The following is a 26,613-nucleotide window of genomic DNA, read 5'->3' as shown; positions in this document are numbered from 1 at the left end:
CGGGGGGCCACGTTTCCACCACCGTCATCTTGCTGCATTGCCGAAAGAGGGGGGGCACGAATGAGCGAGGAAGCGGACATATCGCACCACCCGCACGGTGAGCTCGAACTGTGCGAGGCCGGCGTCAGGACGTACACCGAGGCCCTGGAGGCCGGCCGTCTGCCGCGCTCCGCCCTCGAAACCGTGCCGTGCCTCACCGAGTTGGCACTGGTCCACCCCGATCCCCAGGACGACGACTGGATGCGCCCGGTGCCGCCGTCCGCAGCCCTGACCCATCTGCTGCAGCCCGTCACCCGGGAGATCCACGAGCGCATCCGGCTCTCCGCCGCCCTTGCCGACTCCCTGGCACCGCTGGCCTCCGTCGCCAGCACCGACCCCAACCTCGCCATCACCGTCCTCGAAGGCCTCCCACTGATCGAGGCGGCCATCCAGAACGCCACGGACAGCGCGCGGGAGGAGGTCCTGACCCTGCAGCCCAGCGGAAGCCGCCCCGTGGACCAGCTCAAGAAGGCGCTGGAGCGCGCCCTGTCCATGGCCGAGCGAGGCGTGACCCTGCGCCACATCTACCAGCACCCCGCCCGGCACAGCCCGGCCATCAAGGCGTACGTGCAGGAAGTACCGACGGGCCACATCCAGGTGCGCACCATCGAGCAGTCGGTCGAGCGCCTCTTCGTCTTCGACCGCACCGTGGCCTTCATCCCCGCGAGCGCCCGCCGCGACGTCGCCCTGGAGATCCGCCACCCGGCACTCGTCCGCTACCTCATCCAGGTGTACGAGGTGCTGTGGGCCCAGGCCAGGCCCCTCTCGGCGCCCCTCCAGGCGCCGGCCCACACGATGCCGGTCACCGCCGCCCAACTGAGCGTCGCCCGCCTGCTGGTCGAGGGCAACACCGACCAGATCGTGGCCCGCAAACTGGCCATCAGCGTCCGCACCTGCCGCGCCCACATCGCCAAGCTCATGCAGGCCCTCGGCGCCACCAGCCGTACCCACCTCGGCGTCCTGCTCGTCCAGTCCGGCGTCGTGGAGCTCGACCGCTAATGCCGTCACACGAACACGGCCACAGCAGCGACGAGCTGTGCGAGGAAGCCCTGAACCTGTACACACAGGCCCTGGCACGAGGCCGCATCGCCCGGGCCGCCACCGCCACCGTGCCCTGCCTGCTGGACGGTGCCCTGCTCGGCCCGGACCCCGACGACGGTCTCTGGCTGCGCCCCACGCCGCCCTCGGCAGCCCTGGCACAGCTGCTGCACCCGCTGGCCAGCCGGGTCCTGGACCAGGTACGCGCGATCGACGTCCTGGCCAAGGCACTGGTACCACTCGCCTCCGCGGCGCAGGAACATGCCGCTCGTACGGTCACCGTGCTCGACGGCAGGGAGACGATCCAGGCGTCCATCAACGGCTCCGCCCGCAAGGTCCGGGACGAGATCATGACCGTGCAGCCCGGCAGTACGAGGCCGCCCCACAAGCTTCAGCTCGCGCTGGCCAAGACGCTGCCCACGGCCGACAGGGGTGTCCGAGTGCGGCACATCTACCAGCATTCGGCGCGCTACAGTGCGGATCTCAAAGCCTATGCGGCCCGGTTGCCCAGGGATCTCCTCCAGGTCCGCACCATGGAGCAGGCCATCGGACGTCTCATGATCTTCGACCGCGATGTCGCGTACATCCCCGCCGACATCGAAAGCACCGCAGCGCTGGAGATCCGCCACCCCGCCGTCGTTTGTTACCTGGCCCAGCTGTACGAAACGCTCTGGGCCTGCGCCACCCCCTTCGCCCAGCCGCTGCGCAGCGCCGCACCCCATGCCTCGGTCACCGCGGCCCAGCAGAGCGTCGCCCGCCTCCTCGCCGACGGCTGCACCGACCAGACCATCGCCGACAAGCTCGGCATCAGCGTCCGCACCTGCCGCGCCCACATCGCCAAGCTCATGCAGACCCTCGGCGCCACCTCCCGCACCCACCTCGGCGCCCTGCTCGTCCGGTCGGGCGTCATGGAGGAGTCCGAGGCATGATCGCTCCGGTGCCGCACCCCCACGGCGAGCGTGAGCTGTGCGAGGCCGCGCTGGACCTCTACAAGGAGGCCCTGGCGGCCGGGCGCATCGCCCGGAGCGCGACGGAGACGGCCCCCTGTCTCCTCGACCTCGCCCTGCTGTTCCCCGATCCGCTGGACGACACGTGGCTCCGGCCCGTGCCGCCGTCCTCCGTGCTGGGGCGACTGCTCGGCCCCCTCAGCCGGGAGATCGACGCCCGGGTACGGCTGACGGACGCGCTGACGCGGTCGCTGCTGCCGCTCGCGGCGACGGGCGACGAGGACCCGAATGGCTCGATCACGGTGATCGAAGGGGTGGAGCGGATCCGCGCGGCGCTCCACCGCGCCTCGCAGTCCGCCAGGGAGGAGGTCCTGACCGCCCAGCCCGGCGGCAACCGGTTGGCCCACAACATACGGCAGGGGCGGGTGAACGCCGGGTTCGTCCTCGCGGCCGGCGGCCGGCTCAGGCATCTCTACCAGCACCCGGCGCGCTACAGCCCCCGGCTCAAGGAGTACGTGACGGAGATACCCTCCGACCGCGTCCAGATCCGCACCATGGAACAGACCGTGGGCCGCCTGCTCATCTTCGACCGCAGGACCGCCTACATCCCCGCGAACCCCGACGGCACCGCCGCTCTGGAGATCCGCCACCCGGCCCTCGTCCAGTATCTGGTAGGCGTCTACGAAACGCTCTGGGCCGGAGCCACGCCCTTCACGCAGAACCTGCCGACCGCCATGCCCGGCGCCCCGACCACCGCCGTCCAGCAGAGCATCGCCCGCCTGCTCGCCGACGGCTGCACCGACCAGACCATCGCCGACAAGCTCGGCATCAGCGTCCGCACCTGCCGCGCCCACATCGCCAGGCTCATGCAGACCCTCGGCGCCACCTCCCGCACCCACCTCGGCGCCCTGCTCGTCCGGTCGGGCGTCGTGGAAGGCCCCGTACCGCCGCCGCGGACAGCGAAGCGGCCCGCCACTCGGGAGTGACGGGCCGCACAGGCGAACAGGGAGCAGCGCTCAGTCCTTCGGGCGCTTCGGGCGCCAGACCACCAGGGCGCTCGTCTGCTGGACGTCCTGGTACGGGACCAGGTCGCGCCGGTAGGACGCGTGGACCTGGGCCTCGCGCTGCTGCATGGCCGCCGCGGCGCCGTCCACGGCCGCCGAGAGTTCGGCGACGCGCTGCTGGAGCGCCGCGACCTGGTTTTCCAGCTCGATGATGCGCTTGATGCCGGCGAGGTTGATGCCCTCGTCCTGCGACAGCTGCTGCACCGTACGCAGCAGCTCGATGTCGCGGGCCGAGTAGCGCCGGCCGCGTCCGGCCGTGCGGTCGGGGGAGACCAGGCCGAGGCGGTCGTACTGGCGCAGTGTCTGCGGGTGCAGGCCCGAGAGCTGGGCCGCGATCGAGATCACGTACACCGGGGACTCGTCGGTCAGTTCGTACGGGTTACGCCGTCGGCCGTCCACCTCAAGCTCCCTTCGCCGCCTGGAACAGCTCCGCCCGCGGATCCTGGTCCGCGGTCGCCTTGCGGTAGGCCTCCAGCGCGTCCCTCGCCTCGGTGCCGAGGTCGGTGGGCACGGTCACCTCGACGGTGACCAGGAGGTCGCCCCGGGTGCCGTCCTTACGGACGGCGCCCTTGCCGCGGGCCCGCATCGTACGCCCATTCGGCGTACCGGCCGGAAGCTTCAGCGTCACGGGCGGCCCGCCGAGCGTCGGCACCTTCACCTCGCCGCCGAGGGCCGCCTCCGTGAACGTGACGGGCACCGTGACGGTGAGGTTGTCGCCCCTGCGGCCGAAGACCGGGTGGGCGTCGACGTGGACGACGACGTAGAGGTCGCCGGCCGGTCCGCCGCGCTCGCCCGGGGCGCCCTTGCCGCGGAGCCGGATGCGCTGCCCGTCCGAGACGCCCGCCGGGATGCGGACCTGCATGGTCTTCGAGGAACGGGCCCGGCCGCTGCCCTTGCATACCTCGCAGGGGTCCTGGGCGATGAGGCCGCGGCCCTTGCAGTCCACGCACGGGTCGGTGAGCGAGAAGCCGCCGCCGCTGCCGCGCGAGACCTGGCCGGTGCCGACGCAGGTCGGGCAGACCCTGGGGGTGCCGTTCTTGTCGCCGGTGCCGGAGCACGCCTTGCAGGGGGCCTGGCTGGACATCCTGAGCGGGACCGTGGCCCCGTCGACCGCCTCGGTGAAGCTGAGGGTCACCTCGGACTCGATGTCCTGGCCGCGCCGCGGCTGCACCCTCGTACCGGCGCCGCCGCCGCGGTTGAAGAGGCCGCCGAACACGTCTCCCAGTCCGCCCCCGCCGAAACCGCCGGCGCCGCCCTGGCCCCCGCCCTGGGCGCCTCCGAAGAGGTCTCCCAGGTCGAAGTTGAAGTTGCCCTGGGCGCCGCCCGGCCCGGCGCGGAAGCCGCCGTTGCCGAAGAGGGCGCGCGCCTCGTCGTACTCCTTGCGCTTCTTGGTGTCGCCGAGGACGTCATTCGCCTCGGAGATCTCCTTGAAGCGCTCCTCCGCCTTGTCGTCGCCCTTGTTGGCGTCCGGGTGGAACTCGCGGGCGAGCTTCCGGTACGCCTTCTTGATCTCGGCGTCGGTGGCGTCCTTCGGGACGCCGAGAACCTTGTAGTAGTCCTTCTCGACGAAGTCCTTCGTACTCATCGACGTCCCTCCTTCCGGACGACCGGCCGGGAGCCCCCCGTCCGGCCGGTGCCGGGCCCGCAGGCCCCGGCACCGGCCGGACGGAAGGTCCTGATGGCCGGGCGGTGTGCTGCCAGGTGATCGGACGGAATGTCAGACCTCCTCGCCGCCACCGCTCTCCTCGTCGTCTGCCTTCTCTTCCTTCGCGGCCGCGGGAGCCGCCCCCGGCTGGGGTTCGGCGACCGCGACCCGCGCGGGACGGATGGTGCGCTCGCCGATCCGATAGCCGGGTTGCAGGATCGCCACGCAGGTCGTCTCCGTGACGTCCGGCGCGTAGCTGTGCATCAGGGCCTCGTGGACCGTCGGGTCGAAGGGCTCGCCCTCCTTGCCGAACTGCTGGAGGCCCAGCTTCGCGACGACCGTCTCCAGCGATTCGGCCACCGACTTGAACCCGCCCACGAGCTCACCGTGCTCCCGGGCGCGGCCGACGTCGTCGAGCACGGGCAGCAGCTCGGACAGGAGGTTCGCGACGGCGATCTCCTTGACCGTGACCCGGTCCCGCTCCACGCGGCGGCGGTAGTTCTGGTACTCGGCCTGGAGCCGCTGGAGGTCGCCGGTGCGCTCGTTGAGCGCCGTGCGGGCCTGGTCCAGCTGCGCGGTCAGGGCCGTGACCCGGTTCGCGTCGTCCCCGGCCGGGGCCGCCGCCTCCTCCTCCTCGGAGGGGGTGGCGGCCTTCGGCTCGGCGTCGTCAGGGGTGGCGCCGGAGGGGACGTCGGGCTTCTCCTCGAAGCCCGGAGTCTCCTCGGTCACGCCGCACCGCCCTTGGAGTCCTTCTCGTCGTCGACGATCTCGGCGTCGACGACATCGTCCTGGGCGTCGCCCTGCGCCTGCTCGGCACCCGGCTGCGCGTCCTGCGGGCCGCCCTCGGCCTGGGCGTTGGCGTACATCGCCTGGCCCAGCTTCTGGGAGACGGCCGCGACCTTCTCGGTGGCCGTGCGGATCTCGGCGGTGTCCTCGCCCTTGAGCTTCTCCTTCAGCTCGGTGAGCGCGGTCTCCACCTCCGTCTTCACGTCACCGGGGACCTTGTCCTCGTTGTCCTTGAGGAACTTCTCGGTCTGGTAGACGAGCTGCTCGCCCTGGTTGCGCGACTCGGCGGCCTCGCGGCGGGCGTGGTCCTCCTCCGCGTACTTCTCGGCCTCCTCACGCATCCGGTTGACCTCGTCCTTCGGCAGCGAGGAGCCGCCGGTGACGGTCATCTTCTGCTCCTTGCCGGTGCCGAGGTCCTTCGCGGCGACGTGCATGATGCCGTTGGCGTCGATGTCGAACGCGACCTCGATCTGCGGGACACCGCGCGGGGCCGGCGGCAGACCGGTCAGCTCGAACATCCCGAGCTTCTTGTTGTACGCCGCGATCTCGCGCTCGCCCTGGTAGACCTGGATCTGCACGGACGGCTGGTTGTCCTCGGCCGTCGTGAAGATCTCGGAACGCTTGGTCGGGATCGTGGTGTTGCGCTCGATGAGCTTGGTCATGATCCCTCCCTTGGTCTCGATACCGAGGGACAGCGGGGTGACGTCGAGGAGCAGGACGTCCTTGACCTCGCCCTTGAGGACACCGGCCTGGAGCGAGGCGCCGATGGCGACGACCTCGTCCGGGTTCACACCCTTGTTGGCCTCCTGGCCGCCGGTCAGCTCCTTGACGAGCTCGGCGACGGCCGGCATGCGGGTGGAGCCACCGACGAGAACGACGTGGTCGATCTCGGAGAGCTGGATGCCCGCGTCCTTGATGACGTTGTGGAACGGGGTCTTGCAGCGGTCCAGGAGGTCCGCGGTGAGCTGCTGGAACTGCGAGCGCGTGAGCTTCTCGTCCAGGTGCAGCGGGCCCTCGGCGGACGCCGTGATGTACGGCAGGTTGATCGTGGTCTCCGTCGAGGAGGACAGCTCGATCTTCGCCTTCTCCGCGGCCTCGCGGAGACGCTGGAGAGCCATCTTGTCCTTGGACAGGTCCACGCCGTGGCCGTTGGCGAACTGCTTCACCAGGTAGTCGACGACGCGCTGGTCCCAGTCGTCACCACCGAGGTGGTTGTCACCGTTGGTGGCCTTCACCTCGACGACGCCGTCGCCGATCTCCAGGAGGGACACGTCGAAGGTGCCGCCACCGAGGTCGAAGACGAGGATCGTCTGGTCGTCCTTGTCGAGCCCGTACGCCAGCGCGGCGGCGGTCGGCTCGTTGACGATGCGCAGGACGTTCAGGCCCGCGATCTCGCCGGCCTCCTTGGTCGCCTGGCGCTCGGAGTCGTTGAAGTACGCCGGGACGGTGATCACCGCGTCGGTGACCTTCTCGCCCAGGTACGACTCGGCGTCGCGCTTCAGCTTCTGCAGGATGAAGGCGCTCATCTGCTGCGGGTTGAAGCTCTTGCCGTCCAGGTCGATCTTCCAGTCAGTGCCCATGTGGCGCTTGACGGAGCGGATGGTCCTGTCGACGTTGGTCACTGCCTGGCGCTTGGCGACCTCGCCGACCAGCACCTCGCCGTTCTTCGCGAAGGCGACGACGGACGGCGTGGTCCTGGCGCCCTCTGCGTTGGTGATGACGGTGGGCTCGCCGCCTTCGAGAACGCTGACGACGGAGTTAGTCGTGCCCAGGTCGATGCCGACCGCACGTGCCATTTCGATTCCTCCAACTGACTACTTGAGTGGATCTGACTCAAGGATGCACGACTCCCGTCACGGAGTCAACAGACCTGAGTCGCCATGACTCAACTTACGTGCATCCACCCCGCGCCACCGGCGACACCAGGCGCCTCATGGGCCGCACAGCCCTCCCCCATCATGGCCGCATGGGATCGTTCTGTCACAAAATGCCGTGAGCAGCGCAAAACCGGCATCCGATCCGCCGAATTCCGGGCAGGTGCGAACGATGCGTACGCAGGGACAGTGGTCAAGAGGACCCCGGCCGCACCCGTGGCGCCCGCCCCGGCCGTCCCGTCTCGCGACCGCGCGCGCCTCACTGGGCACCCTGGCCCCCACGCCCCTTCCCCGCCCGACCGCCAAACGCACCCTCGACGTGGTCCTGGGTTCGGCCCTGCTGCTCCTCGCCTCCCCTCTACTGGCGGCCGCCGCCCTGGCGCTCGCCGTACGGGGCCGCCGCGTGACCACGCGCTCCCCGCGCACCGGACTGCACGGCAGACCCCTGGTCCTGCGCTCGCTGCACACCCGACGGCTGAGGCTGGACGTGGTTTCGCGCCTGCACCACGTGGTACGCGGCGAGCTCTCTCTCGTGGGGCCCGCCCCGCTCACCCCGGGCGACGTCCGGAACGGAACGGACGGTGCGCGACACTGGCGGCTGGAGCTGAAGCCCGGCCTGACCGGCCTGGCCCAGGTCCGGCACCGCTCGGGGATGCCGTGGGACGACGCGGAGCTCCTGGACCAGCACTACGCCGAGCACCAGGGGCTGCGGCTGGACCTGGCGGTCCTCGCCGAGGCCGTACGCGTACCCGCTTGCGAAGCGGTCCACGCACTGCCGTGGCGCGGCAAGGCACGCCTGAGCGACACAGATCACCGCCTGCCCGGCTACAGGACGGCGGAATAAGTGGGTAGTGTCGGCACGGACTGATTAAGTTACTGCTTAGTAGTAGCGATACTCGTAGTCCCAGTGGTCACTGGAAGGCGCAGTACTCGCCAGTAGACGCTGGATCGATCCCACCTCGCAGGCCCGAGGAGCCCCCAATGCAACTCGCCGCGATCATCGTGTCGCTGGTGCTGACCGTGGTCGGCGTTGCGCTCATCGCCCGAGCCGTCGCGCAGATCTACCGGTTCGTCACGCTCGGACAGCCGGTCCCCGCCGGCAGTCGCACCGACAACCCGAAGCAGCGCACGATCACCCTGGTCAGGGAATTCCTCGGCCATACCCGGATGAACCGGTGGGGAATCGTCGGCTTCGCGCACTGGTTCGTCGCCATCGGCTTCCTGACCCTGCCGCCGACGCTGCTGCAGGCGTACGGGCAGCTGTTCAAGGCCGACTGGGTGCTGCCGATCATCGGTGAATGGCTGCCGTTCGAGCTGTACATCGAGTTCATCGGCCTGATGACGACGGTCGGCATCCTGGTGCTGATCGCCATCCGGCTGCTGAACCTCCCCTCCCGGGCGGGCCGCAAGTCCCGCTTCGCGGGCTCCAAGGCCTGGCAGGCGTACTTCGTCGAGTACGTGATCCTCGTCATCGGCCTCGCGATCCTGACCCTGCGCGGTCTCGAGGGCGCGATCCACCACGTCGACGGCTACGAGGCCGCGTACTTCGTCTCGTACCCGCTGGTCCTCGCCTTCAAGGGACTGGCGCTCGGCACGCTGCAGAACCTCATCTACTTCGTCGCGATGATCAAGATCGGCACGTCGCTGATCTGGATGATCACGGTCTCGCTCAACACCAACATGGGTGTCGCCTGGCACCGCTTCCTCGGCTTCCCGAACATCTGGTTCAAGCGGAACGCCGACGGCGCGGTCGCTCTGGGCGCACTGCAGCCGATGACCACGGGCGGCAAGGAGATCGACTGGGAGGACCCGGCCGAAGACGCCGTCTTCGGTGTCTCCCAGGTCGAGCAGTTCTCCTGGAAGGGCATCCTCGACTTCTCCACCTGCACCGAGTGCGGCCGCTGCCAGTCGCAGTGCCCCGCCTGGAACACCGGCAAGCCGCTCTCGCCGAAGCTCCTGATCATGTCCCTGCGCGACCACGCGCACGCCAAGGCCCCCTACCTGCTGGCCGGCGGCGGCAAGGACATGGAGGGCGAGGAGAAGGCGACCGAGGAGCAGCTGAAGGACGTTCCCGCGGCCGCCCTCGCGGAGGCCGAGCGCCCGCTGATCGGCACGGTCGAGGAGAACGGCGTCATCGACCCGGACGTCCTCTGGTCCTGCACCACCTGCGGTGCGTGCGTGGAGCAGTGCCCGGTCGACATCGAGCACATCGACCACATCGTCGACATGCGCCGCTACCAGGTGATGATCGAGTCGGCGTTCCCGTCCGAGGCGGGAACCATGCTCAAGAACCTGGAGAAGAAGGGCAACCCCTGGGGGCTCGCCAAGAAGCAGCGCGTCGAGTGGACCAAGGAGGTCGACTTCGACGTCCCGATCGTCGGCAAGGACGTCGAGGACCTCACCGAGGTCGACTACCTCTACTGGGTCGGCTGCGCCGGCGCCCTTGAGGACCGCGCCAAGAAGACCACCAAGGCCTTCGCGGAGCTGCTGCACATCGCGGGCGTCAAGTTCGCGATCATGGGCGGCGACGAGAAGTGCACCGGTGACTCGGCCCGCCGCCTCGGCAACGAACCGCTGTTCCAGCAGCTCGGCGCGGAGAACGTGGCGATGCTGAACATGGCCTTCGGCGAAGACGACGAGGACGACTCGACGAAGAAGGCCAAGGCCACCAAGAAGATCGTCGCGACCTGTCCGCACTGCTTCAACACGATCGCGAACGAGTACCCGCAGCTCGGCGGCGAGTACGAGGTCATCCACCACACGCAGCTGCTCCAGCACCTCATCGACGAGGGCAAGCTGATCCCGGTGACCCCGGTCGAGGGCCTGATCACGTACCACGACCCCTGCTACCTGGGCCGTCACAACAAGATCTACACGCCCCCGCGCGAGATCATCGCGAAGGTCCCGGGTCTGCGGAACGAGGAGATGCACCGCCACAAGGAGCGCGGCTTCTGCTGCGGCGCCGGTGGTGCCCGGATGTGGATGGAGGAGCGGATCGGCAAGCGCATCAACAACGAGCGCGTCGACGAGGCCCTCTCCCTCAACCCGGACATCGTCTCCACCGCCTGCCCGTTCTGCCTGGTCATGCTGACCGACTCGGTCAACGGCAAGAAGAACGACGGCAAGGCGAAGGAGTCCATCCAGGTCGTGGACGTGTCGCAGCTGCTGCTCGAATCCGTGAAGACCCCGGCCGACCCGGCGGGCGACCCGGAATCGGCGGACGAACCGGAGCCGGAACCGGTGAAGTAGCCGGACCGGCGTCACGGCGCGGCGAAGCGGTCGGACCTGCCTCGGGGGCAGGACCGGCCGCTTCCGCGTTTCCCCGGTTTCCCTTCCGGCGTGGTGGGGAAAGCCCCCCGGGGTTCCCTTAGGGGATGTCACATCTACGCGTCAAAGGCCGGTACTTCCCCGGCCCCGGGCCCTTGTATCCGGCGGACCAGGTACGTTCGACGAGTGGCTGGATTCAGGATCGGACGCGGCCGGGACAACCGCACCCCGCAGCAAGGGCAACAGCAACCGCGGCAGCAGCCGTACGGCAATCAGGCACCGCCGCCGCCGTACGGCCGGCAGCAATGGCCGCCGACAGGAGGCCACGGCGCCCCGCACCACGCCGCACCGGGCTACCACGACGGCGGCTACCGGGGCGGTGGCCCCGACGAGCCGGAGTACTTCGGCGACCCCTACCCCCAGCAGGGCGGCCCGCACCACGGCGACCCTTACGCGAACAGCCCCGGCCACACGCAGGCGTTCCGCGTCGACGAGGAGCCGTACAGCGACGGCAGCGCCTACCGCGCCGGCCACGCCCCCGCGGCGCCCATGGGCCCGCGCCTGCACTGGAAGCAGCTCCTCAGCGGCATCGTGACCCGCCCGGGCCCGACGTTCTGGCAGATGCGCGACTACCCGGCCTGGGGCCCCGCCCTGATCGTGACGTTCCTCTACGGCCTGCTGGCCCTCTTCGGCTTCGACCAGGCCCGCGACGACGCGATCCACGCCCCGGTCTCCAGCGCCGCCCCCTACGTCATCCTCACCGGCGTCTGCTTCGTGCTCGGCGGCCTGGTCCTGGGCGCGGTCACCCACACCCTGGCCCGCCAGCTCGGCGGCGACGGCGCGTGGCAGCCGACGGTGGGCCTGTCCATGTTGATCATGTCCATCACGGACGTGCCGCGCCTGGTCTTCGCGATGTTCCTGGGCGGTGAGAACTCGCTGGTCGTCATCCTCGGCTGGGTCACCTGGCTCGCCGCGGCGGCGCTGCTCACCTCGATGGTCGGCAAGTCGCACGACCTGCCGTGGCCGAAGGCCCTGGGCGCGTCGGCGATCCAGCTGCTGGCGCTCGTGTCGATCCTGAAGCTGGGCACGATCTGACGGCTGCGCCGCGCGTACGGAAAGGGCCCCGGGGGTGACCGGGGCCCTTTCGCGCTACAAGGCTGTTACTACGCGTCGAGAACCTGCCCACTACGCCGCACGACGGGCTTCTCCACGCTCCACGGGAAGTTGATCCAGTTGTCGGTCTTCTTCCACACGTACTCGCACTTCACGAGCGAGTGCGACTTCTCGTAGATGACAGCGGACCGCACCTCGGCGACGTGGTCGATGCAGAAGTCGCGGACGAGCTTCAGCGTCTTCCCGGTGTCGGCGACGTCGTCGGCGATCAGGACCTTCTTGTCCGAGAAGTCGATGACGTTCGGCACGGGGGCCAGCATGACCGGCATTTCCAGCGTGGTACCCACGCCCGTGTAGAACTCCACGTTCACCAGGTGGATGTTCTTGCAGTCCAGCGCGTACGCCAGACCGCCCGCGACGAACACCCCGCCGCGCGCGATGCTCAGCACCACGTCCGGCTCGTACCCGTCGTCGGCCACGGCCTGCGCCAGCTCGCGTACGGCGTGCCCGAAGCCGTCGTACGTCAGGTTCTCCCGCACATCGTCGGTCATCGGGTCCTCACACCTGCGTCCGGTGGAAATTCATGAAGGAGCGCGACGCGGTGGGTCCGCGCTGCCCCTGATAACGCGACCCGTACCGCTCGGAGCCGTACGGGAACTCGGACGGAGAACTCAGCCGGAACATGCACAGCTGACCGATCTTCATTCCCGGCCACAGCTTTATCGGCAGCGTCGCCAGATTCGACAGCTCCAGGGTCACGTGGCCGGAGAAACCGGGGTCGATGAACCCGGCCGTGGAATGCGTGACCAGCCCGAGCCGGCCGAGCGAACTCTTGCCCTCCAGCCGCGACGCGAGATCGTCCGGCAGCGAGATGACCTCGTACGTCGACGCCAGCACGAACTCCCCCGGGTGCAGGATGAACGCGTCGTCCCCCTCCGGTTCGACGGTGCGGGTCAGGTCCACCTGCTCGACGGCCGGGTCGATGTGCGGATAGCGGTGGTTCTCGAACACCCGGAAGTAGCGGTCGAGCCGCACGTCGATACTCGAGGGCTGCACCATCGACGCGTCGAATGGATCAATGCGTACGCGTCCGGCGTCGATCTCGGCGCGGATGTCCTTGTCTGAGAGAAGCACCCACCGAGGATACGCAGAACGCGCGGACCCGCCCTCATCGGGCCGCCCCGCGCGCCTGTCACCGCCGCTGCCTACCGCTGCTCGAACACCACGGGCACGGCATGCCGCAACCGGGCGCAGCGAGGACACCGGATGAGCCGCCCGGGCCCGATCCGCCCAGCCCCGAGCTGCTGCATCGGAAACGAGGTGGTAGCGAAAACGTGCCCTTCGGCACAGCGGACGACGGTGCGCTCCATGGAGTCCATCAAGTCCCTTCCCCATCAAGCCGTGGACGAGACCGCCACATTAGGGGATGAACGGGACGCCGCTCCACGCGGCACTCCGACCACCCACGCTACGCCCCCAACTCCCGCCCCCGACACCCCCGTCACCCTCCCCGCACACCCCCGCTCCCGGACGACGCCGCGACGGGATGGCGATGGGGTAAGGTGTGTCAAGATGCACCGCTGGAGACAGCGGTCGGCATTTTCGCGGGTGTAGTTTAATGGTAGAACATGAGCTTCCCAAGCTCAGAGCGCGAGTTCGATTCTCGTCACCCGCTCCATGAAAAGAGCCCCAGGCCAGCGGCCGGGGGCTTTTTTGTTGCCGTAAGTCCCATCAGGCACCCCGCGCCTGCTCCGCACCCGGCGTGCCCGTTGTTTCCTCCAGCCCTCGCACCCGCGGGCACATATGTCAACTATGATAGTTGCTATACGCTTGAGCGTATGGAGACGAAGACGTACACAACCATCGACCTGCGCAAGGGGATGGGCGAGATCCTGGACCGGACCCGGATCGCCGGCGAGGCCGCCGCCATCACCCGCAAGGGGAAGACGGTCGCCTACCTGGTGCCGGCCGAGTGGTTCGAGCAGATGGCCCGCGAGCGCGAGGACCGACACGAGGCGGCCTGACCCACCCCCACACCAAGGAGCACGAACCATGCCCGCCCACGCACTCCATTTCGATGGGTACGAGGGGGAACCCCTGCGGTTGCCGCCCATGCCCGAACACACGCCTCAGGCACTTCGGTTGGCGATTCAGGAACACACTCCGCACCTCCTCCCGGACTTTGAGGCGCACTGGAAGCGCGTCATCGGCGACGCCTTCAACATCACGCCCGTGCCCGCCTTCATGCGCCTGTGGTGGACGCAGTACGCCATCGCGCGGAATCCCGTCCTCGACTCGCACCTTCGCGAACTCGAAGCCCGCGCCGCTAAGTCCGAGGACCCCGAGGAGTCCAGCCGACTTCTGGAGGAGTACAGCCGCCTCCGGCACGAAGCCGCTGAGAGGAAGCCCGGAGAGTGACCGACGAACCACTCCGGCCGCCTTGGCAAATGGACTGGACGAAGCAGGCGCAGCACGACTTCCAGAACATGCCTGTCGAAGGCAGTGATCTGATCATGAGCGCCCGTGCGGAACTGATCACGGCCGAAGACCCGTACTTCCGGGGGATCGACGCCGATGCCTCGCTCCCGCACTGGATGACCGTCCGGCCTCTGGCCTCCACAAGCCCCGGCGGCCCCCACATCGTGGACCTGGCCGGCGGACGCGGCTGGCTCATCTACACCTTCATGCGGCGCCACGCCGATCCCCAGATCGTCGTCACCGAAGCCTTCTGGGCCTGACGTCTGCGCCACCGGAGCACCTGCAGCACAGGTGGTCCCGTTCCGTTTCCGTCACCCGCTCCAGCGCAGAACCTCAGACTGACGACCCGCCGCCGACGTGCCCCATCCGTGCCCAGCAGAGCGGACAACAGCGGTCAGATACGGCTCTCAGAGACACGGGCTCATCCACCCGCCCGCTGCAAAACCCCAGCTCAGGCGCCCTCTGGCAGCCCAAGAACCGTTGATTCCCAAGCTCAGGGCGCGAGTTCGATTCTCGTCACCCGCTCCACATGAAAGCCCCAGGTCAGTGGCCCGGGGCTTCTTCGTATGCGGCGCCTTGTCACCGTCCGGTCGGCTTCTGTGGCCTTTCCCTGGATAATCGACGTAGGGCATCACAGCCCAGCCCCTCCGACCTCCGCCGTGCCAAGTTCGCCCGGCGCGTGCCCGCAGCGCTGTCCGAGCTCGCCGGCCCCGAGCACGGCACGGTAAGCCTGCCGCTTCACCTGGCGGGGTCAGGACTGACCACGTTCGACCTCGACCAGCCCCGTCTACGGATGAGCTAATACCGCATCGTCCTGGCCGAGGGCCAGCACGACGACCTGGTCCGGTACCTCAATCGCAGCCTTCTCGTCAGGCTGTGGCCCACTCTGCGCACGCTGATCAGCCGTGATGTCCGTGAAGTCTGGGAACGCTCCTTCGACGAGCTGGCTCACAGCTCCCGGGCGGCTGCGTGAACCTCACCGGCCTGCACCGTCGCCTGCTTCAGACGTGCTCGCCGTAGGCGGTGCGTACCCTCTGGCGCTTACCGGCGGCTACGCGGTCCAGGCGCACGGCCTGGTCGACCGGCTCAGCCAAGACCTCGACGTTGCGACCGAGAATCCCCAGCGCATGGAGGACATCGCGACCGCCGTGCGCATCGGCTTGGAGCAGCGCGGGTGGCAGGTCAGTGCTCTGGAAACAGACCCGCTGTCCGCGCGCCTGATCGTCACCGATCCTGTCAGCCGTGAAGAGTGCGAGGTCGACATCCTCAAGGAAGCACTCTGGCGGCCACCCGTACACACAGAGCACGGCTTGGTGCTGTCCCTCGAAGACGTCGTCGGCACCAAGGTCCGCGCACTGGCCGACCGCGGACTCGCCAGGGACCTGATTGACGTACAGGCCGCCACGAACCTCTGGAGCCACATCGAACTCGAAGAGCTCGGACGGCGTCACGCCCGCGACTCCTTCGACCTGAGCGAGCTTCAGGCGCGACTGAGCGGGGCCGACTGGATCGACGACACGGAATTCGCCGCCTACGGACTCGACGAACAAGCAATCATCGGGCTGCGTCAGTGGGCACAGGCGTGGGCCACCGACATCAGCGAACGACTCCAAGGGCTGGAGACTCCGATCTGCCCATCATTCGCAGGGGCGGCCCGTTTGACAATCCTCTCTTCATTCGGGTCCCGTGACAGCCATGAGCCAATACTCTTACTGCAGGATCCTGGTCGCCGGGCTGAAGGTCGACAGAGCTCAAATCCTCCTAGAAGCACTCTTCAACGGCACCTTCGAGCGGCGTACGCTGACAATGGGCGACGTGGAAGTCGAGGTGCGCCGAAATCCTGATGCCCGGAATGACGAAGCTCCATCCAACGACTTTGTCCGGTGGCCTGTACAGATTGAGGTGGAGCCGGTATCGCAGGATGGAGAGGCATCAACGGTGGAGACCGTCTCACGCATTCTCGAAGCCGTGTGGGGCGCACAGGGGCAAGCTGTTGCGGCGTGTGACTTCGAAGACGAACTACCGTGGAGCGGGGGCATCGGGCTTCTAGACGAGCCCACGCCCGAATAAGCGGGCGGACCAATACCCCCGAGTGTGCCGCCGTCTCGGCGGGGTCTTTCGCTTCGGCCCCCCCGTCGAGTGCCTATCGGGAAGGGCGGCGGAGAATAAAACAGGGCCTCCGCCGCCTGGGCATCGTCCAAGGAGGGTGGTCCTGCGCCGGAATGTCCGCCTCTCCCAAACCCGACATGAGCTGATCAGGGGTTTCGTAGCGGCCCTGAAGTCGGCCATGATTGATCCGGCAGATGGGAAGCGCGGGTCTGATGCCCGCACCGCGGAAGTATCCCGACGAGCTCCGTGAGCGAGCCGTCCGTGAAGTACAGAACGCCGCCGCACGACGATCCCCGAACCCTCCACCCCAAGGCCACCCGACCTGGTCAACCGGCACTTCCGTGCCCACCGCCCGAATCAGTTGTGGGTCGCGGAACTGACGTATATCCGCACCTGATCGGGATGGGTCTACGTCGCCTTCGTCCTGGACGTGTACTCCCGGATGATCGTCGGATGGCACCTCGCCACCCACGTGCGCATCGATCTCCCGCTCGACGCAGTGGAAATGTCTTGTGGCGACGGGAGACCAAGAGGGGCTCGGGGCCCATTCGTCACAGCGACCACGGATCGCAAGACCTGCCCATTCGCTACGGCGAGCGCCTGATCGAGGCCGGCGCCACCGCACCGGTCGGCTCCGTCGCCGACAGTTACGACAACGCGATGGCCGAGGCCCTCAATGGATCCTTCAAAGCCGAAGTGATCGAGTACCAAGGTTCCTGACGAGACGCTGACCAGGTCGAACGTGCCGTCGTCCGGTGGGTCGGTTGGTACAACACCGAACACCTGCACTCCGCCCTCGACCACCTCCCACCCGAAGAGTCCGAGGCCCCAACACCACCGATCCCGGGCAACCACGAACACCGCCCGAAACCACAAAGCCGGCCGCTACGGAACCCAGGGCAGCTCACTCCCGCCCCGAATCCCGTGACCTACGTCAACCACCCGCACACGGCGGCCGAGCCCCTCGGGCTCGCACCCGTGGAGTACCCGGACGAAACGGTGACGGGCTACCGCAAACAGGCGGGCGGGTCAAGGCCGAACCCCGCCCCTGCTCGTGCTGCCCCCGGATCGCGTTGGTCCTGGCCAACCAGCAACTCCGCCCCCTTCCAGGCGACGTGGCACGCGGCTCTGCGCCGCCACGAGGACACCTGCCCGCCCGGACGCAGTGCCATCGAGCACGAAAGGCTCTGGGCCAGGGGCGTCGGCATGCGTGCACAACTCAACGCTCACAGGGGGCTCCTGACCTCCACCGCCGAGGAACTGGCCGCTCTGTGCGGGCTCGACCTCCTGCGTCCCGTCCGGCCAGAGGGCACCTGGGAAGCACCTCTGCCTGTGTACCGCCGCTCGAGGTGACGGTCATTGCAGCCGCGTGCGACCATGGCCGCTTGTTCGTCGCGCCCGGGGGAGGCCACGCCGTCGTGTTCGTACAGCACTTCACCCTTCCCGAGGAACTGCTGCTCCTCGCCCATGACCCGGAGGAGGGGCGGGTTCTGGGCCGGCCCCATGTCCTGCGGCTCGGCCTGGCGGGGGCGCTCGCCGCGGAGTTGATGCTCGCGGGGCGGGTCACCGTGCACGAGGGCCGGATCACCGCCGTGGGCGGGCCGCCGCTCGGTGACCTCGTGCTGGACGCGGCGCTGACGCGTCTCGCCGGGCGGCGCAGGGGCCAGAAGCTGCCGCGTTGGGTACGCGACACCGCGGGCCTGAAGACCACCGCGGGCCGGGCCGACGAGGTGTGGCGCAACCGGCTCGTCACGCGCGGGGCCCTGCGCGAGGCACGCACCCGGTCCCTGGTGGTCGTCCCGCAGCGGCGCCACCCCGTGGGCCCGGACGACCGGACCACGCCCGCGCGCGAGCGGGTGGCCGCCGTGGCCCACGGCGCGTCCACCGACGAGCGCGCCCGGCTGCTGGCGGCGCTCGTCGGCGCGACGGGGCTGGCCCGGCATGTGCTGCCCGGGGACGAGGAGTTCCGGCCGCGCAACGAGTTGGCGGATGCCGCGAGGCACGACCCGATAGCCCGATGCGTACGCGACCTGGTGCTCGAGTCCCAGGGGCCGGCGCCCCGCCCGCGCAACGGCGCCGAACCGATCGCCGAGGGCACGGGCTGGAACCCGCTGGACTGGATCTTCGGCGGAAACGGGGACGGCGGCGGGGACTGAAGCCGGCAGACGGGCGGCGCCGTAACCGCCGTACATGCGAAGCGGCCTGACCGAGCCTGCCCGGTGTCTCGGGGACGAGTTCCGGCCCGCCCCCGTCTGCGGGCTCGCAGTCCGTGAGCACTGCTTCGTCGAGTTCGTCGAGAATTTTCTTGACCGATCGTTCCAATACCGTCTACGCTCTTGGTTGTGGCCAGGACCAAGGAATTCGATCCGGAGGCCGCGCTGCAGTCGGCCCTTGAGCTGTTCTGGCAGCGCGGTTACGAGGCGACGTCGATGGCGGACCTCGTCGAGCATCTCGGCATCGGCCGGGCCAGCATCTACGCCACCTTCGGCAACAAGCACGAGCTGTTCCTGAAGGCCATGGACCGTTACGCGGAGGGCCGGGATCCGTCCCTTCTCGCGGAGCTGTCCCAGCCGGGACCGGCCCTGCCCGCCGTCCGGTCCGTGGTCCGCCGCTTCGCCGAGGAGGCCACCTCCCTGGAGGCGCGGCTGCACGGATGCCTCATCACCAACACCGCTTCCGAGCTGGCGCCCCACGACGTGGCGGTGGCGCGCCGGGTCGAGACCAGCTGGGAGCACCTCGAAACGCCGCTGCACTCCGCGCTCATACGGGCCCAGGCCCAGGGCGAGTTGCCGGAGGACCGAGAGCCGCGCGCGCTGGCCCGCATGCTGCTCGTGCTGCTCCAGGGCGTACGGGTCGTCGGCAAGGCCTCCAGCGATCCCGCGCGCGTACGGGACGCCACCGAGCAGGCATTGGCCCTGCTGGACTGAACGCCACAACCTCGCACGACCGAACCCTGCCGAACCGAACGACCCGCCCGCGACGTCAGCCGGGGCGACCCTCGCACGCCGCCATATTTGACCGAACGATCCATTATGGGTGTTCAACGCCCACGCGCGCTAGGAGTTGTGGAAGTGAACCGCTTCACCGGCAGGACCGCCCTCGTCACCGGCGCCGGCTCCGGCCTCGGCCGTGGCACCGCGCTCGCCTTCGCCGCCGAAGGCGCGTCCGTGGTGGTCGCGGGGCGTACCCGGGCGTCCCTCGACGAGACGGTGCGCCTCATCGGGGCGGCCGGGGGCACGGCGGCCGCCGTGGTCGCCGACGTCACCGAGTCGGAGCAGGTCCGCCGACTGGTCGAGGAGGGCGCGGCCCGCTTCGGAGGGCTCCACATAGCGGTCAACAACGCTGGAATCCTCCGGGGTTCGGGTCCGGTGGCGGATGTGAGCGAAGAGGACTGGGACGCGGTTCTCAGGACCAACGTCACCGGCGTCTGGCTGGCGATGAAGCACGAGATCGCCCACATGCGCGCCAACGGGGGCGGCGTCATCGTCAACATCGCCTCCAACCTCGGGGCCCACCTGCGCATACCGAACGCCGCCGCCTACATCACCTCGAAAGCGGCCGTCTCCGCGCTGACCCGCGCCGCGGCGCTCGACCACGTCCACGAGGGCATCCGCATCAACGCCGTCAGCCCGGGAGCCTCCGACGCGCCCATGTCCCTTCGCCCGGGCGAGACCGAGGCCGACCGGGCGGAGCGGGTGAAGTCGCAGAACCCGCTCGGGCGGCTCGCGGGGGCGGAGGAGGTCGCGGCCGCGGTCCTGTACCTCGCCTCACCCGCCGCCGGCGCGGTGGTCGGCACGGACCTGGTCATCGACAGCGGGGCGTCGGCCTGATCGCCGCGTACCTGCCGGGGCGGAACCGGCCCGGCTGTCGACGGGTCGGCTCGGTACCTCTGACCTAACATCAGGGCCTGCCGATCGCTGGAGTGAGCCACCATGTCCTTGTCGCCGCGTATCGGGGTCGTCATCGTGACCATGGGGACGCGCCCCCGGGAACTGGAGGCGTTGCTCGCGTCCGTGGCGAAGCAGGACGTGCCGGCCGCGCGGGTGGTCCTCGTCGGCAACGCCACCTCGCTCGACGACGTCTCGACCGATGCCCTGGACGCGGCGGGCACCCCCGGCGCCACCGTCGTGACCAAGGTGGCGCTCACCGAGAACCTCGGGTGCCCCGGGGGACGCAACGTGGGGCTCGAACTGCTTCGCGACGCGGGCGAGGTGGATGTGGTCGTCGAGCTGGACGACGACGGGCTGCTCGTCGCGACGGACGTGTTCCGCGAGGTGCGGCGGCGCTTCGAGCAGAACCCGCGACTGGGGGTCATCGGGTTCCGCGTCGCCGACGAGCACGGGCGGACAGAGCGGCGCTGGGTCCCCCGGCTGCGGGCGGGCGATCCGATGCGCGGGGGCCAGGTGACCGCGTTCCTGGGTGGCGGACACGCCTTCTCGGTGCCGATGCTCCGCCAGATCGGCCTGTGGCCCGGGGCGTTCTTCTTCGGCCACGAGGAGACCGACCTCGCGTGGCGGGCGCTCGACGGGGACTGGGAGATCCACTACGTGCCGACGCTCGTCCTCCAGCACCCGCGGACGTCTCCGGCCAGGCACGCGGTCTACTACCGGTTCACCGCGCGGAACCGGGTGTGGCTCGCGCGCAGACGGCTTCCGGCGCCACTGGTCCCCGTCTACCTCGGCGTGTGGATCACACTGGCCATGCTGCGGATGCGCTCGCTGACGGGGCTGAAGGCGTGGTGGGGCGGGTTCGCCGAAGGGGTCCGGGCACCGGCCGGGCGGCGGGCGCCGATGCGCTGGCGGACCGTGTGGCGCATGACCCGCCTGGGCCGGCCACCGATCCTCTAGAACAGCACAGAACAGCACAGCACTCGGACGAGGCCGGGCCCCGACCGCCCCGTCCCCGACCGCCACCACACGCCCTAGGGTTTGGCTCGTGGTGGTCGCTGAAGAGGTGCGGGCTGACGCGGGTGGGGTCGAGCGGTGGCAGAGGCGGCGGGTATGGCGGTGGCGGGTCCACCGTGTGCCGCTGATCTGTGTCGCGACCGTGTCGCCGCTGTACGCCGTTTGGGCCGCCGTCCTGGCCACCGGAGGCGGTGACCTCGCCGCGCAGCTGGCCTGGGCCGGGTTCACCGCGCGCCACCCGGGATCGGCGTACAACCTCTCCTGGTACGGCGGGATGCACACCGCCAACTACAGCGTCTTCTCCTCGTACGTGATGGCCCTCCTCGGCGTCCGCACGGTCTCCGTCCTCGCCGGCCTCGCCGCCACCTGGGTCATGGCCGGCCTCCTCGTGCGTACGGGGATGCGCCACGCGCTCGTGCCCGCGCTGCTCGCCGCGTTCGCCCTGTGGTGCAACGTCGCTTCGGGGCGTACTACCTTCGCGCTCGGCGTCGCCATCGGGCTCGTCGCCTGCCGGTACGCGGACCGCACCGTGGTGGCCGTCGTCGCGGGGGCGTCGGCCACGATGGCGAGCCCGGTGGCGGGGCTGTTCCTGGTCGTGGCGGGCGGGGCATACCTGCTGGACCGCCGGTGGCGGACGGGGATCGCGCTGACGGTGCCGTTCTTCGCGGTCGTCGGGGCCACCACGCTGCTGTTCCCGTTCCGGGGCGAACAGCCCATGCACGCGGACCGGTTGTGGCTGCCGGTCCTCGTCTGCGCGGTGTTCGCGCTCGCCGCCCCGCGTGCGCGGGAGTGGCGGGTGACGCGGTACGGGGCGGTCGTATACGCGGTGGGGGTGCTGCTCACGTTCCTCGTCGCGTCTCCCGTCGGTACGAACGTGGAGCGGCTGCTCGGCCTCGTCGCCTTGCCCGTGCTGGGCGCGGCGGTCCTCGACACGTTCCGGGCCAGGGCCTGGGTGCGGACCGGGGCGCTGGCCGCCGTCCTCGTGCTCTCCGGGCTCTGGCTCGTCGACAGGACTCTGGACGACCTGCGCGCAGCCGCCCCCGTGCCGGCCTGGGCGTCCCGCACCGAGGGCGTCGTCGCCGCGCTCGACCGGCTGGGCGCCGGCCGGACCCGCGTGGAGGTCGTCCCCGCCCGCAGCCACCGGGAGGCCGCCCTCCTCGCCCCGCATGTGAACATGGCCCGGGGCTGGAACCGCCAGCTCGACGTCGAGCGCAACCGCTTCTTCTACGAGGGCGAGTTCACCCCGGACCGCTACCGGGCCTGGCTCGACCAGCGGGCCGTGGGCCTCGTCGTCCTGCACCACGGGGAGCCGGATGGTCCCGCCGAGGCCGAAGCGGCGCTGGTCAGGGGCGGGTTGCCGTGGCTGGACCGGGTGTGGGAGGACGACGGCTGGACGGTCTACCGGGTCCGGAACGCCACCCCGCTCGCGCCCCCGCCGGCCACGGTGACCGGCAGCGGTGACGCCGACCTGACCATGCGCATGGAGCGCCCGGGCTCGGTGACCGTACGCCTCGCCCACTCGCCCTGGCTCCGCGTGAACGGGCCCTCCGGGGCCTGTCTGCGGCAGGACGGGGAGTGGACACGGCTGACCGTGCGGAAGGCGGGGACGTACCGGCTGGACTCGGCGTACGGGCTCGCCCGCTTCACTGGACACGGCTGCTGAGACCGGGCGGCCCGCCGCCACGGGGCGGGCCCGCGCGCCCTCCCACGGTCCGTGAGATCTCGGCAACACCCGGGCAATGAAATGCGGCGGAAACACACGGGGTCCTCCGACGAAACGCGGGCCGGTCACGCTCGCAGTCGTTCCCACCGCTCCCCGCCCCGAGGAGGGACTCCCCCGTGACCCCCGTGACCACGGCCGCGGCCGGCCTGGACTCCGGCGACACCGCCTGGCTGCTCGCCGCCACCGCCCTCGTCCTGCTGATGACCCCCGGGCTGGCGCTGTTCTACGGCGGAATGGTCCGCACGAAGAGCGTCCTCAACATGCTGATGATGAGCTTCGTCTCGATCGCGCTCGTCACCGTGGTCTGGCTGGTCGCGGGCTACTCGCTGGTCTTCGGCGACGACGCGTTCGGCGGGCTGGTGGGGAACCTGGCGCACCTCGGCCTCGCCGGCATCGGGCCGGACGCGCTGACCGGCGGGGTGCCCACCCTGCTGTTCTCCACCTTCCAGCTGACCTTCGCGATCATCACGGCGGCACTGATCAGCGGCGCGGTGGCGGACCGTACGAAGTTCGCCGCCTGGCTCGTCTTCGTACCGGTGTGGACGCTGCTCGTGTACGCGCCCGTCGCGCACTGGGTCTGGGGGCCCGGCGGCTGGATCAAGGACTCGCTGGGCGCGCTGGACTTCGCGGGCGGACTCGTCGTGGAGATCGCCTCCGGTGCGTCGGGGCTGGCGCTCGCGCTCGTGGTGGGGCCGCGCATCGGGTTCCGGAAGGACGCGATGCGCCCGCACAACCTGCCGATGGTGATGCTCGGCGCGGGTCTGCTCTGGTTCGGCTGGCTCGGGTTCAACGGCGGTTCGGCCCTCGCCGCGAACGGCCTCGCCGCCGCCTCGATGCTCAACACGGTCGTCGCGGGCTGCACCGGACTGCTCGGCTGGCTCTTCGTGGAGCAGCGGCGCGACGGCCACCCCACCACCTTCGGCGCGGCCTCGGGCGCGGTCGCCGGGCTGGTCGCGATCACCCCGGCGTGCGGCACGGTCTCCATCCTGGGCGGGGCCGCCGTCGGGCTCGCGGCGGGCGTCGTCTGCTCGTACGCCGTGGCGTGGAAGTTCCGCTTCGGATACGACGACTCGCTCGACGTCGTCGGGGTCCACTTCGCCGGCGGCATCGTCGGCACCCTGCTCATCGGCCTGTTCGCGACCGCCTCGATGACCGGCGGTGCGGAGGGCCTGCTGTACGGGGGCGGGGCGGCCCAGCTCCTGAGGCAGGCGGTCGCCGTGGTCACGGTGGCGGCGTACACGTTCCTCGTGACGTACGGGATCGGCAAGGCCGTCGACCGGCTGATGGGGCTGCGGGCCACCGCCGAGGAGGAGGTCACGGGACTCGACCAGACGCTGCACGCGGAGAGCGCCTACGATCACGGCGCGCTGGGCCACGCGGCCCCGCAGTCGGCGTCGCTCCCGAGGGACAGGAAGACCGGACCGTGAAGCTCATCACCGCCGTCATACGCCCGCACCGCCTCGACGAGGTCAAGACCGCGCTCCGGGAGACCGGTGTCCAGGGCCTGACCGTCACCGAGGCCGGCGGATACGGCCGCCAGCACGGGCACACCGAGGTCTACCGGGGCGCCGAGTACCGCGTCGATCTGGTGCCCAAGATCCGGATCGAGGCGGTCGTGGACGACGCCGACGAGGAGGCGGCCGTCGACGCGATCGTCCGCGCCGCCCGGACGGACCGCATCGGCGACGGCAAGGTGTGGGTGCAGCACGTGGAGACGGTGATCCGGGTCCGCACGGGCGAGCGGGGGCCGGACGCCCTGTAGGCCACCGGGCGCCGCAGGCGTCCGCCCGCCCTCAACGGCGTTTCAGCAGGCCCGTGTCCAGCGCCACCACTACCGCGCGCGTGCGGTCGTTGACGTCCAGCTTGGCGAAGATGCGCAGGAGGTGGGTCTTGACCGTGGCCTCGCCGATGAACAGCCTGCGGCCGATCTCCGCGTTCGAGAGGCCGTCCGCGACCGCCTCCAGGACGTCCGACTCGCGGGCGGTCAGGGTGACCGGGGCGGACCGCCGCATCTTCGCCACCAGGCGCTGCGCGACGCGCGGGGCGAGGACCGTCTCGCCCCGCGATGCCGCGTGGATGGCCTCCACCAGCTGCTCGCGGGTGGCGTCCTTGAGCAGGTAGCCGGTGGCGCCCGCCTCCACGCCGCGTTCGATGTCCGCGTCGGTGTCGTACGTGGTGAGGATCAGCACCCGGGTCGGGGCGGCGCCCGCGACGATCTCCGTGGTGGCGCCGACGCCGTCCAGGACAGGCATGCGCAGGTCGAGCAGGGCCACGTCCGGGCGGAGGCGTTCGACGAGGTCGACGGCCTCGCGGCCGTTGCTCGCCTCGCCGACGATGTCGAGGCTCTCCTCGGAGCCGAGCAGGGCGACCAGGCCGGCGCGCATCACGGTGTGGTCGTCGGCCAGGATGACGCGCAGAGGCGCGGGGGTGGTCGTCATGGCACCTCGGGTCTGTCGTTCAGAGGGATGGTGGCGAGGACGCGGGTGCCGTCCCCGAGCGAGCTGGTGACGGTGAGCCCGCCGCCGAACTCCGCGAGGCGCTTGCGCATGCCGTCCAGGCCGAAGCCCCGGGACTCCTCGACGACGAAGCCGCGTCCGTCGTCGGTGATCTCCAGTTCTGCGCCGCCGGGGTGTGCGGTGAGGACGACGCCCACGGTGGTGGCGGCGGCGTGCTTGCGTATGTTGGCCAGCGACTCCTGGGTGCAGCGGAGCAGGGCGACCCGGGTCGGCTGGTCGCAGTCGATGTCGGCGAGCTCGGCGGTGACCGTCAGGCCGGTGTCCTCGGTGAACCGGTCCAGGGTGCGCCGGAGTGTCGCGGCGACCGAGCCTGCGGCCACCCCGCTGCTGGGGGCGGCCCCGACCAGGACCCGGGCCTCGGCCAGGTTCTCCCGGGCCGTCTGCTCGATGGACTGGAGCTGCTGGGCGCTGCGGGCCGGGTCCGCGGCGAGCTGGGACCTGGCCGCCTCGGCGAGCACGATGATCGAGGCGAAGCCCTGGGCGAGGGTGTCGTGGATCTCGCGGGCGAGGCGTTCGCGCTCCTCGGCCGCGCCCTGGCGCTTCTGGGTCTCGGCCAGTTCGAGCTGGGTGCTCGCCAACTCGGCGCGCAGGGCGGCGCGTTCGTCGCGCTGCGCCAGAGCCCTGGGCGTCAGTACGGCCATCAGGACGGCGACCGCCCAGACGCCCAGCGAGGAGACGGTGTTGTGGAGGAAGACCTCCGGCTGCCCGCCCTCCCTCAGGCTGCCCCCGACCGTGATCCCCAGCGCCCCGAGCCCCGTGAAGAGGACGGCACCCCGGGGGCTGTCCACGAAGACGATGAACTGCGCGAGCATCACGGCGTAGAGGGCGCCGAACCCGTCGCCCAGGTAGGCGAGGAGCCCGAGCCCCGCGGCGAGCACCGACAGATAGCCGTACGGACCGGGCACCCGGCTCGCGGGGCGCAACCGCACCCCCGCGTAACAGGCAGCGAGCAGGACCGTCACCGCGAGGATGCCGAGCTTCCGGTCCCCGGGCGACCCGCCTGCCATCGTGACCAGGGTGACCAGGGCGACGAGGCCCCAGGACAGGGCCTCCCACCCGTGGAGCGCCCAGATCCAGAAGGGGTCGCCGCGCCGGGGCCGTTGAAGCATG

Annotated in this window: 26 protein-coding genes, 1 tRNA gene and 2 pseudogenes; 21 read left to right on the top strand and 8 right to left on the bottom strand. The window is 70.1% G+C overall.

Features of this window, described 5'->3' with window-relative positions; all coding sequences use genetic code 11:
- Nucleotides 1-60: 60 nt before the first annotated feature.
- Genes BLW14_RS16720 through BLW14_RS16710 form a run of 3 tightly spaced genes read left to right on the top strand, consistent with a single transcriptional unit; the run spans nt 61 to nt 3,010 of the window.
- Nucleotides 61-1,038 carry a LuxR C-terminal-related transcriptional regulator gene (locus tag BLW14_RS16720; RefSeq protein WP_093708066.1) on the top strand — a complete coding sequence of 326 codons (978 nt, stop codon included), beginning with the start codon at nt 61-63 and terminating at the stop codon, nt 1,036-1,038.
- Nucleotides 1,038-2,006: a helix-turn-helix transcriptional regulator gene (locus BLW14_RS16715; RefSeq protein ID WP_093708065.1), complete on the top strand. Its 969-nt coding sequence runs from the start codon at nt 1,038-1,040 to the stop codon at nt 2,004-2,006. Before BLW14_RS16720 ends, BLW14_RS16715 begins: the two co-directional genes overlap by 1 nt.
- Nucleotides 2,003-3,010: a helix-turn-helix transcriptional regulator gene (locus BLW14_RS16710; protein ID WP_093708064.1), complete on the top strand. Its 1,008-nt coding sequence runs from the start codon at nt 2,003-2,005 to the stop codon at nt 3,008-3,010. The genes BLW14_RS16715 and BLW14_RS16710 overlap by 4 nt, the downstream gene beginning before the upstream one ends.
- Nucleotides 3,011-3,040: 30 nt before the next feature.
- Here BLW14_RS16710 and BLW14_RS16705 read toward each other — a convergent pair whose 3' ends face one another.
- The 4 genes from BLW14_RS16705 to dnaK form a co-directional block, all read right to left on the bottom strand.
- The gene (locus tag BLW14_RS16705; protein ID WP_018522258.1) at nt 3,041-3,487 is read right to left on the bottom strand and encodes a heat shock protein transcriptional repressor HspR; all 447 of its coding nucleotides are present in this window, start codon (nt 3,485-3,487) and stop codon (nt 3,041-3,043) included.
- A 1-nt stretch (nt 3,488) separates the two neighbouring features.
- Nucleotides 3,489-4,673, bottom strand: a complete 1,185-nt coding sequence (gene dnaJ, locus BLW14_RS16700) for a molecular chaperone DnaJ (protein WP_093708063.1) — start codon at nt 4,671-4,673, stop codon at nt 3,489-3,491.
- Nucleotides 4,674-4,805: 132 nt separating this feature from the next.
- Nucleotides 4,806-5,462, bottom strand: a complete 657-nt coding sequence (gene grpE / locus BLW14_RS16695; protein ID WP_093708062.1) for a nucleotide exchange factor GrpE — start codon at nt 5,460-5,462, stop codon at nt 4,806-4,808.
- Nucleotides 5,459-7,315 (bottom strand): molecular chaperone DnaK, encoded by a 1,857-nt coding sequence (gene dnaK, locus BLW14_RS16690; protein ID WP_018522255.1) that lies wholly within the window; start codon nt 7,313-7,315, stop codon nt 5,459-5,461. The genes grpE and dnaK overlap by 4 nt, the downstream gene beginning before the upstream one ends.
- Before the next feature lie 250 nt (nt 7,316-7,565).
- Here dnaK and BLW14_RS16685 point away from each other — a divergent pair, with 250 nt between their 5' ends.
- The 3 genes from BLW14_RS16685 to BLW14_RS16675 all read left to right on the top strand — a co-directional run bounded on the left by BLW14_RS16685 (nt 7,566) and on the right by BLW14_RS16675 (nt 11,755).
- Nucleotides 7,566-8,237 carry a sugar transferase gene (locus BLW14_RS16685; protein ID WP_177154000.1) on the top strand — a complete coding sequence of 224 codons (672 nt, stop codon included), beginning with the start codon at nt 7,566-7,568 and terminating at the stop codon, nt 8,235-8,237.
- A gap of 137 nt (nt 8,238-8,374) precedes the next feature.
- Nucleotides 8,375-10,642 carry a (Fe-S)-binding protein gene (locus tag BLW14_RS16680; RefSeq protein ID WP_093708060.1) on the top strand — a complete coding sequence of 756 codons (2,268 nt, stop codon included), beginning with the start codon at nt 8,375-8,377 and terminating at the stop codon, nt 10,640-10,642.
- Nucleotides 10,643-10,846: 204 nt separating this feature from the next.
- The gene (locus tag BLW14_RS16675) at nt 10,847-11,755 is read left to right on the top strand and encodes a Yip1 family protein (protein WP_093708059.1); all 909 of its coding nucleotides are present in this window, start codon (nt 10,847-10,849) and stop codon (nt 11,753-11,755) included.
- 68 nt (nt 11,756-11,823) lie between these two features.
- Here BLW14_RS16675 and BLW14_RS16670 read toward each other — a convergent pair whose 3' ends face one another.
- Nucleotides 11,824-12,324, bottom strand: coding sequence for a phosphoribosyltransferase (locus BLW14_RS16670; RefSeq protein WP_018522251.1), 501 nt, complete (start codon nt 12,322-12,324; stop codon nt 11,824-11,826).
- A gap of 7 nt (nt 12,325-12,331) precedes the next feature.
- Entirely contained in the window at nt 12,332-12,907 is a 576-nt protein-coding gene (dcd, locus tag BLW14_RS16665) for a dCTP deaminase (RefSeq protein ID WP_018102070.1), read from the bottom strand.
- A 470-nt stretch (nt 12,908-13,377) separates the two neighbouring features.
- Here dcd and BLW14_RS16660 point away from each other — a divergent pair.
- The 15 genes and pseudogenes from BLW14_RS16660 to BLW14_RS16595 all read left to right on the top strand — a co-directional run bounded on the left by BLW14_RS16660 (nt 13,378) and on the right by BLW14_RS16595 (nt 24,749).
- Nucleotides 13,378-13,451 (top strand) — tRNA-Gly (locus BLW14_RS16660).
- 160 nt (nt 13,452-13,611) lie between these two features.
- Complete coding sequence (locus BLW14_RS16655) at nt 13,612-13,797, top strand: type II toxin-antitoxin system Phd/YefM family antitoxin (RefSeq protein WP_093708058.1); 186 nt, start codon at nt 13,612-13,614, stop codon at nt 13,795-13,797.
- A gap of 28 nt (nt 13,798-13,825) precedes the next feature.
- On the top strand, nt 13,826-14,191 hold the full coding sequence (locus tag BLW14_RS16650; protein WP_093708057.1) for a hypothetical protein: 366 nt from the start codon (nt 13,826-13,828) through the stop codon (nt 14,189-14,191).
- Entirely contained in the window at nt 14,188-14,511 is a 324-nt protein-coding gene (locus BLW14_RS16645) for a hypothetical protein (protein ID WP_256332805.1), read from the top strand. The genes BLW14_RS16650 and BLW14_RS16645 overlap by 4 nt, the downstream gene beginning before the upstream one ends.
- Nucleotides 14,512-14,780: 269 nt before the next feature.
- Nucleotides 14,781-15,224, top strand: a pseudogene (locus BLW14_RS35170) (transcriptional regulator).
- Nucleotides 15,221-15,879: pseudogene (locus BLW14_RS34005) on the top strand (nucleotidyl transferase AbiEii/AbiGii toxin family protein); the annotation flags it as partial. The pseudogenes BLW14_RS35170 and BLW14_RS34005, both read left to right, overlap by 4 nt.
- Before the next feature lie 58 nt (nt 15,880-15,937).
- On the top strand, nt 15,938-16,321 hold the full coding sequence (locus tag BLW14_RS35165; RefSeq protein ID WP_256333041.1) for a hypothetical protein: 384 nt from the start codon (nt 15,938-15,940) through the stop codon (nt 16,319-16,321).
- A 549-nt stretch (nt 16,322-16,870) separates the two neighbouring features.
- The gene (locus BLW14_RS16630) at nt 16,871-17,080 is read left to right on the top strand and encodes a hypothetical protein (protein ID WP_093708055.1); all 210 of its coding nucleotides are present in this window, start codon (nt 16,871-16,873) and stop codon (nt 17,078-17,080) included.
- A 698-nt stretch (nt 17,081-17,778) separates the two neighbouring features.
- Nucleotides 17,779-18,516 (top strand): GOLPH3/VPS74 family protein, encoded by a 738-nt coding sequence (locus tag BLW14_RS16625; RefSeq protein ID WP_093710754.1) that lies wholly within the window; start codon nt 17,779-17,781, stop codon nt 18,514-18,516.
- Nucleotides 18,517-18,702: 186 nt separating this feature from the next.
- Entirely contained in the window at nt 18,703-19,287 is a 585-nt protein-coding gene (locus BLW14_RS16620) for a TetR/AcrR family transcriptional regulator (protein WP_093708054.1), read from the top strand.
- Between the two features lie 144 nt (nt 19,288-19,431).
- Nucleotides 19,432-20,190 (top strand): SDR family NAD(P)-dependent oxidoreductase, encoded by a 759-nt coding sequence (locus BLW14_RS16615; RefSeq protein ID WP_093708053.1) that lies wholly within the window; start codon nt 19,432-19,434, stop codon nt 20,188-20,190.
- A gap of 102 nt (nt 20,191-20,292) precedes the next feature.
- A complete protein-coding gene (locus BLW14_RS16610; RefSeq protein ID WP_093708052.1) occupies nt 20,293-21,207 on the top strand; it encodes a glycosyltransferase family 2 protein in 915 nt (304 codons plus the stop codon).
- Between the two features lie 175 nt (nt 21,208-21,382).
- Nucleotides 21,383-22,927, top strand: coding sequence for a hypothetical protein (locus BLW14_RS16605; protein WP_093708051.1), 1,545 nt, complete (start codon nt 21,383-21,385; stop codon nt 22,925-22,927).
- Nucleotides 22,928-23,103: 176 nt separating this feature from the next.
- Complete coding sequence (locus BLW14_RS16600; RefSeq protein WP_093708050.1) at nt 23,104-24,414, top strand: ammonium transporter; 1,311 nt, start codon at nt 23,104-23,106, stop codon at nt 24,412-24,414.
- On the top strand, nt 24,411-24,749 hold the full coding sequence (locus BLW14_RS16595; RefSeq protein WP_093708049.1) for a P-II family nitrogen regulator: 339 nt from the start codon (nt 24,411-24,413) through the stop codon (nt 24,747-24,749). Before BLW14_RS16600 ends, BLW14_RS16595 begins: the two co-directional genes overlap by 4 nt.
- A 31-nt stretch (nt 24,750-24,780) precedes the next feature.
- Here the strand turns inward: BLW14_RS16595 and BLW14_RS16590 are convergent, their stop codons facing one another.
- Nucleotides 24,781-25,425 carry a response regulator gene (locus BLW14_RS16590; protein ID WP_093708048.1) on the bottom strand — a complete coding sequence of 215 codons (645 nt, stop codon included), beginning with the start codon at nt 25,423-25,425 and terminating at the stop codon, nt 24,781-24,783.
- Nucleotides 25,422-26,612, bottom strand: a complete 1,191-nt coding sequence (locus BLW14_RS16585; protein WP_093708047.1) for a sensor histidine kinase — start codon at nt 26,610-26,612, stop codon at nt 25,422-25,424. Before BLW14_RS16585 ends, BLW14_RS16590 begins: the two co-directional genes overlap by 4 nt.
- Nucleotide 26,613: the final 1 nt, after the last annotated feature.

This window comes from Streptomyces sp. 2131.1 (assembly GCF_900105515.1).
In the GTDB taxonomy this organism is placed as follows: Bacteria; Actinomycetota; Actinomycetes; order Streptomycetales; family Streptomycetaceae; genus Streptomyces; species Streptomyces drozdowiczii.
The sequence above is the reverse complement of the archived record's forward strand: the minus strand, read 5'-3'. Positions and strand labels throughout refer to the sequence as shown.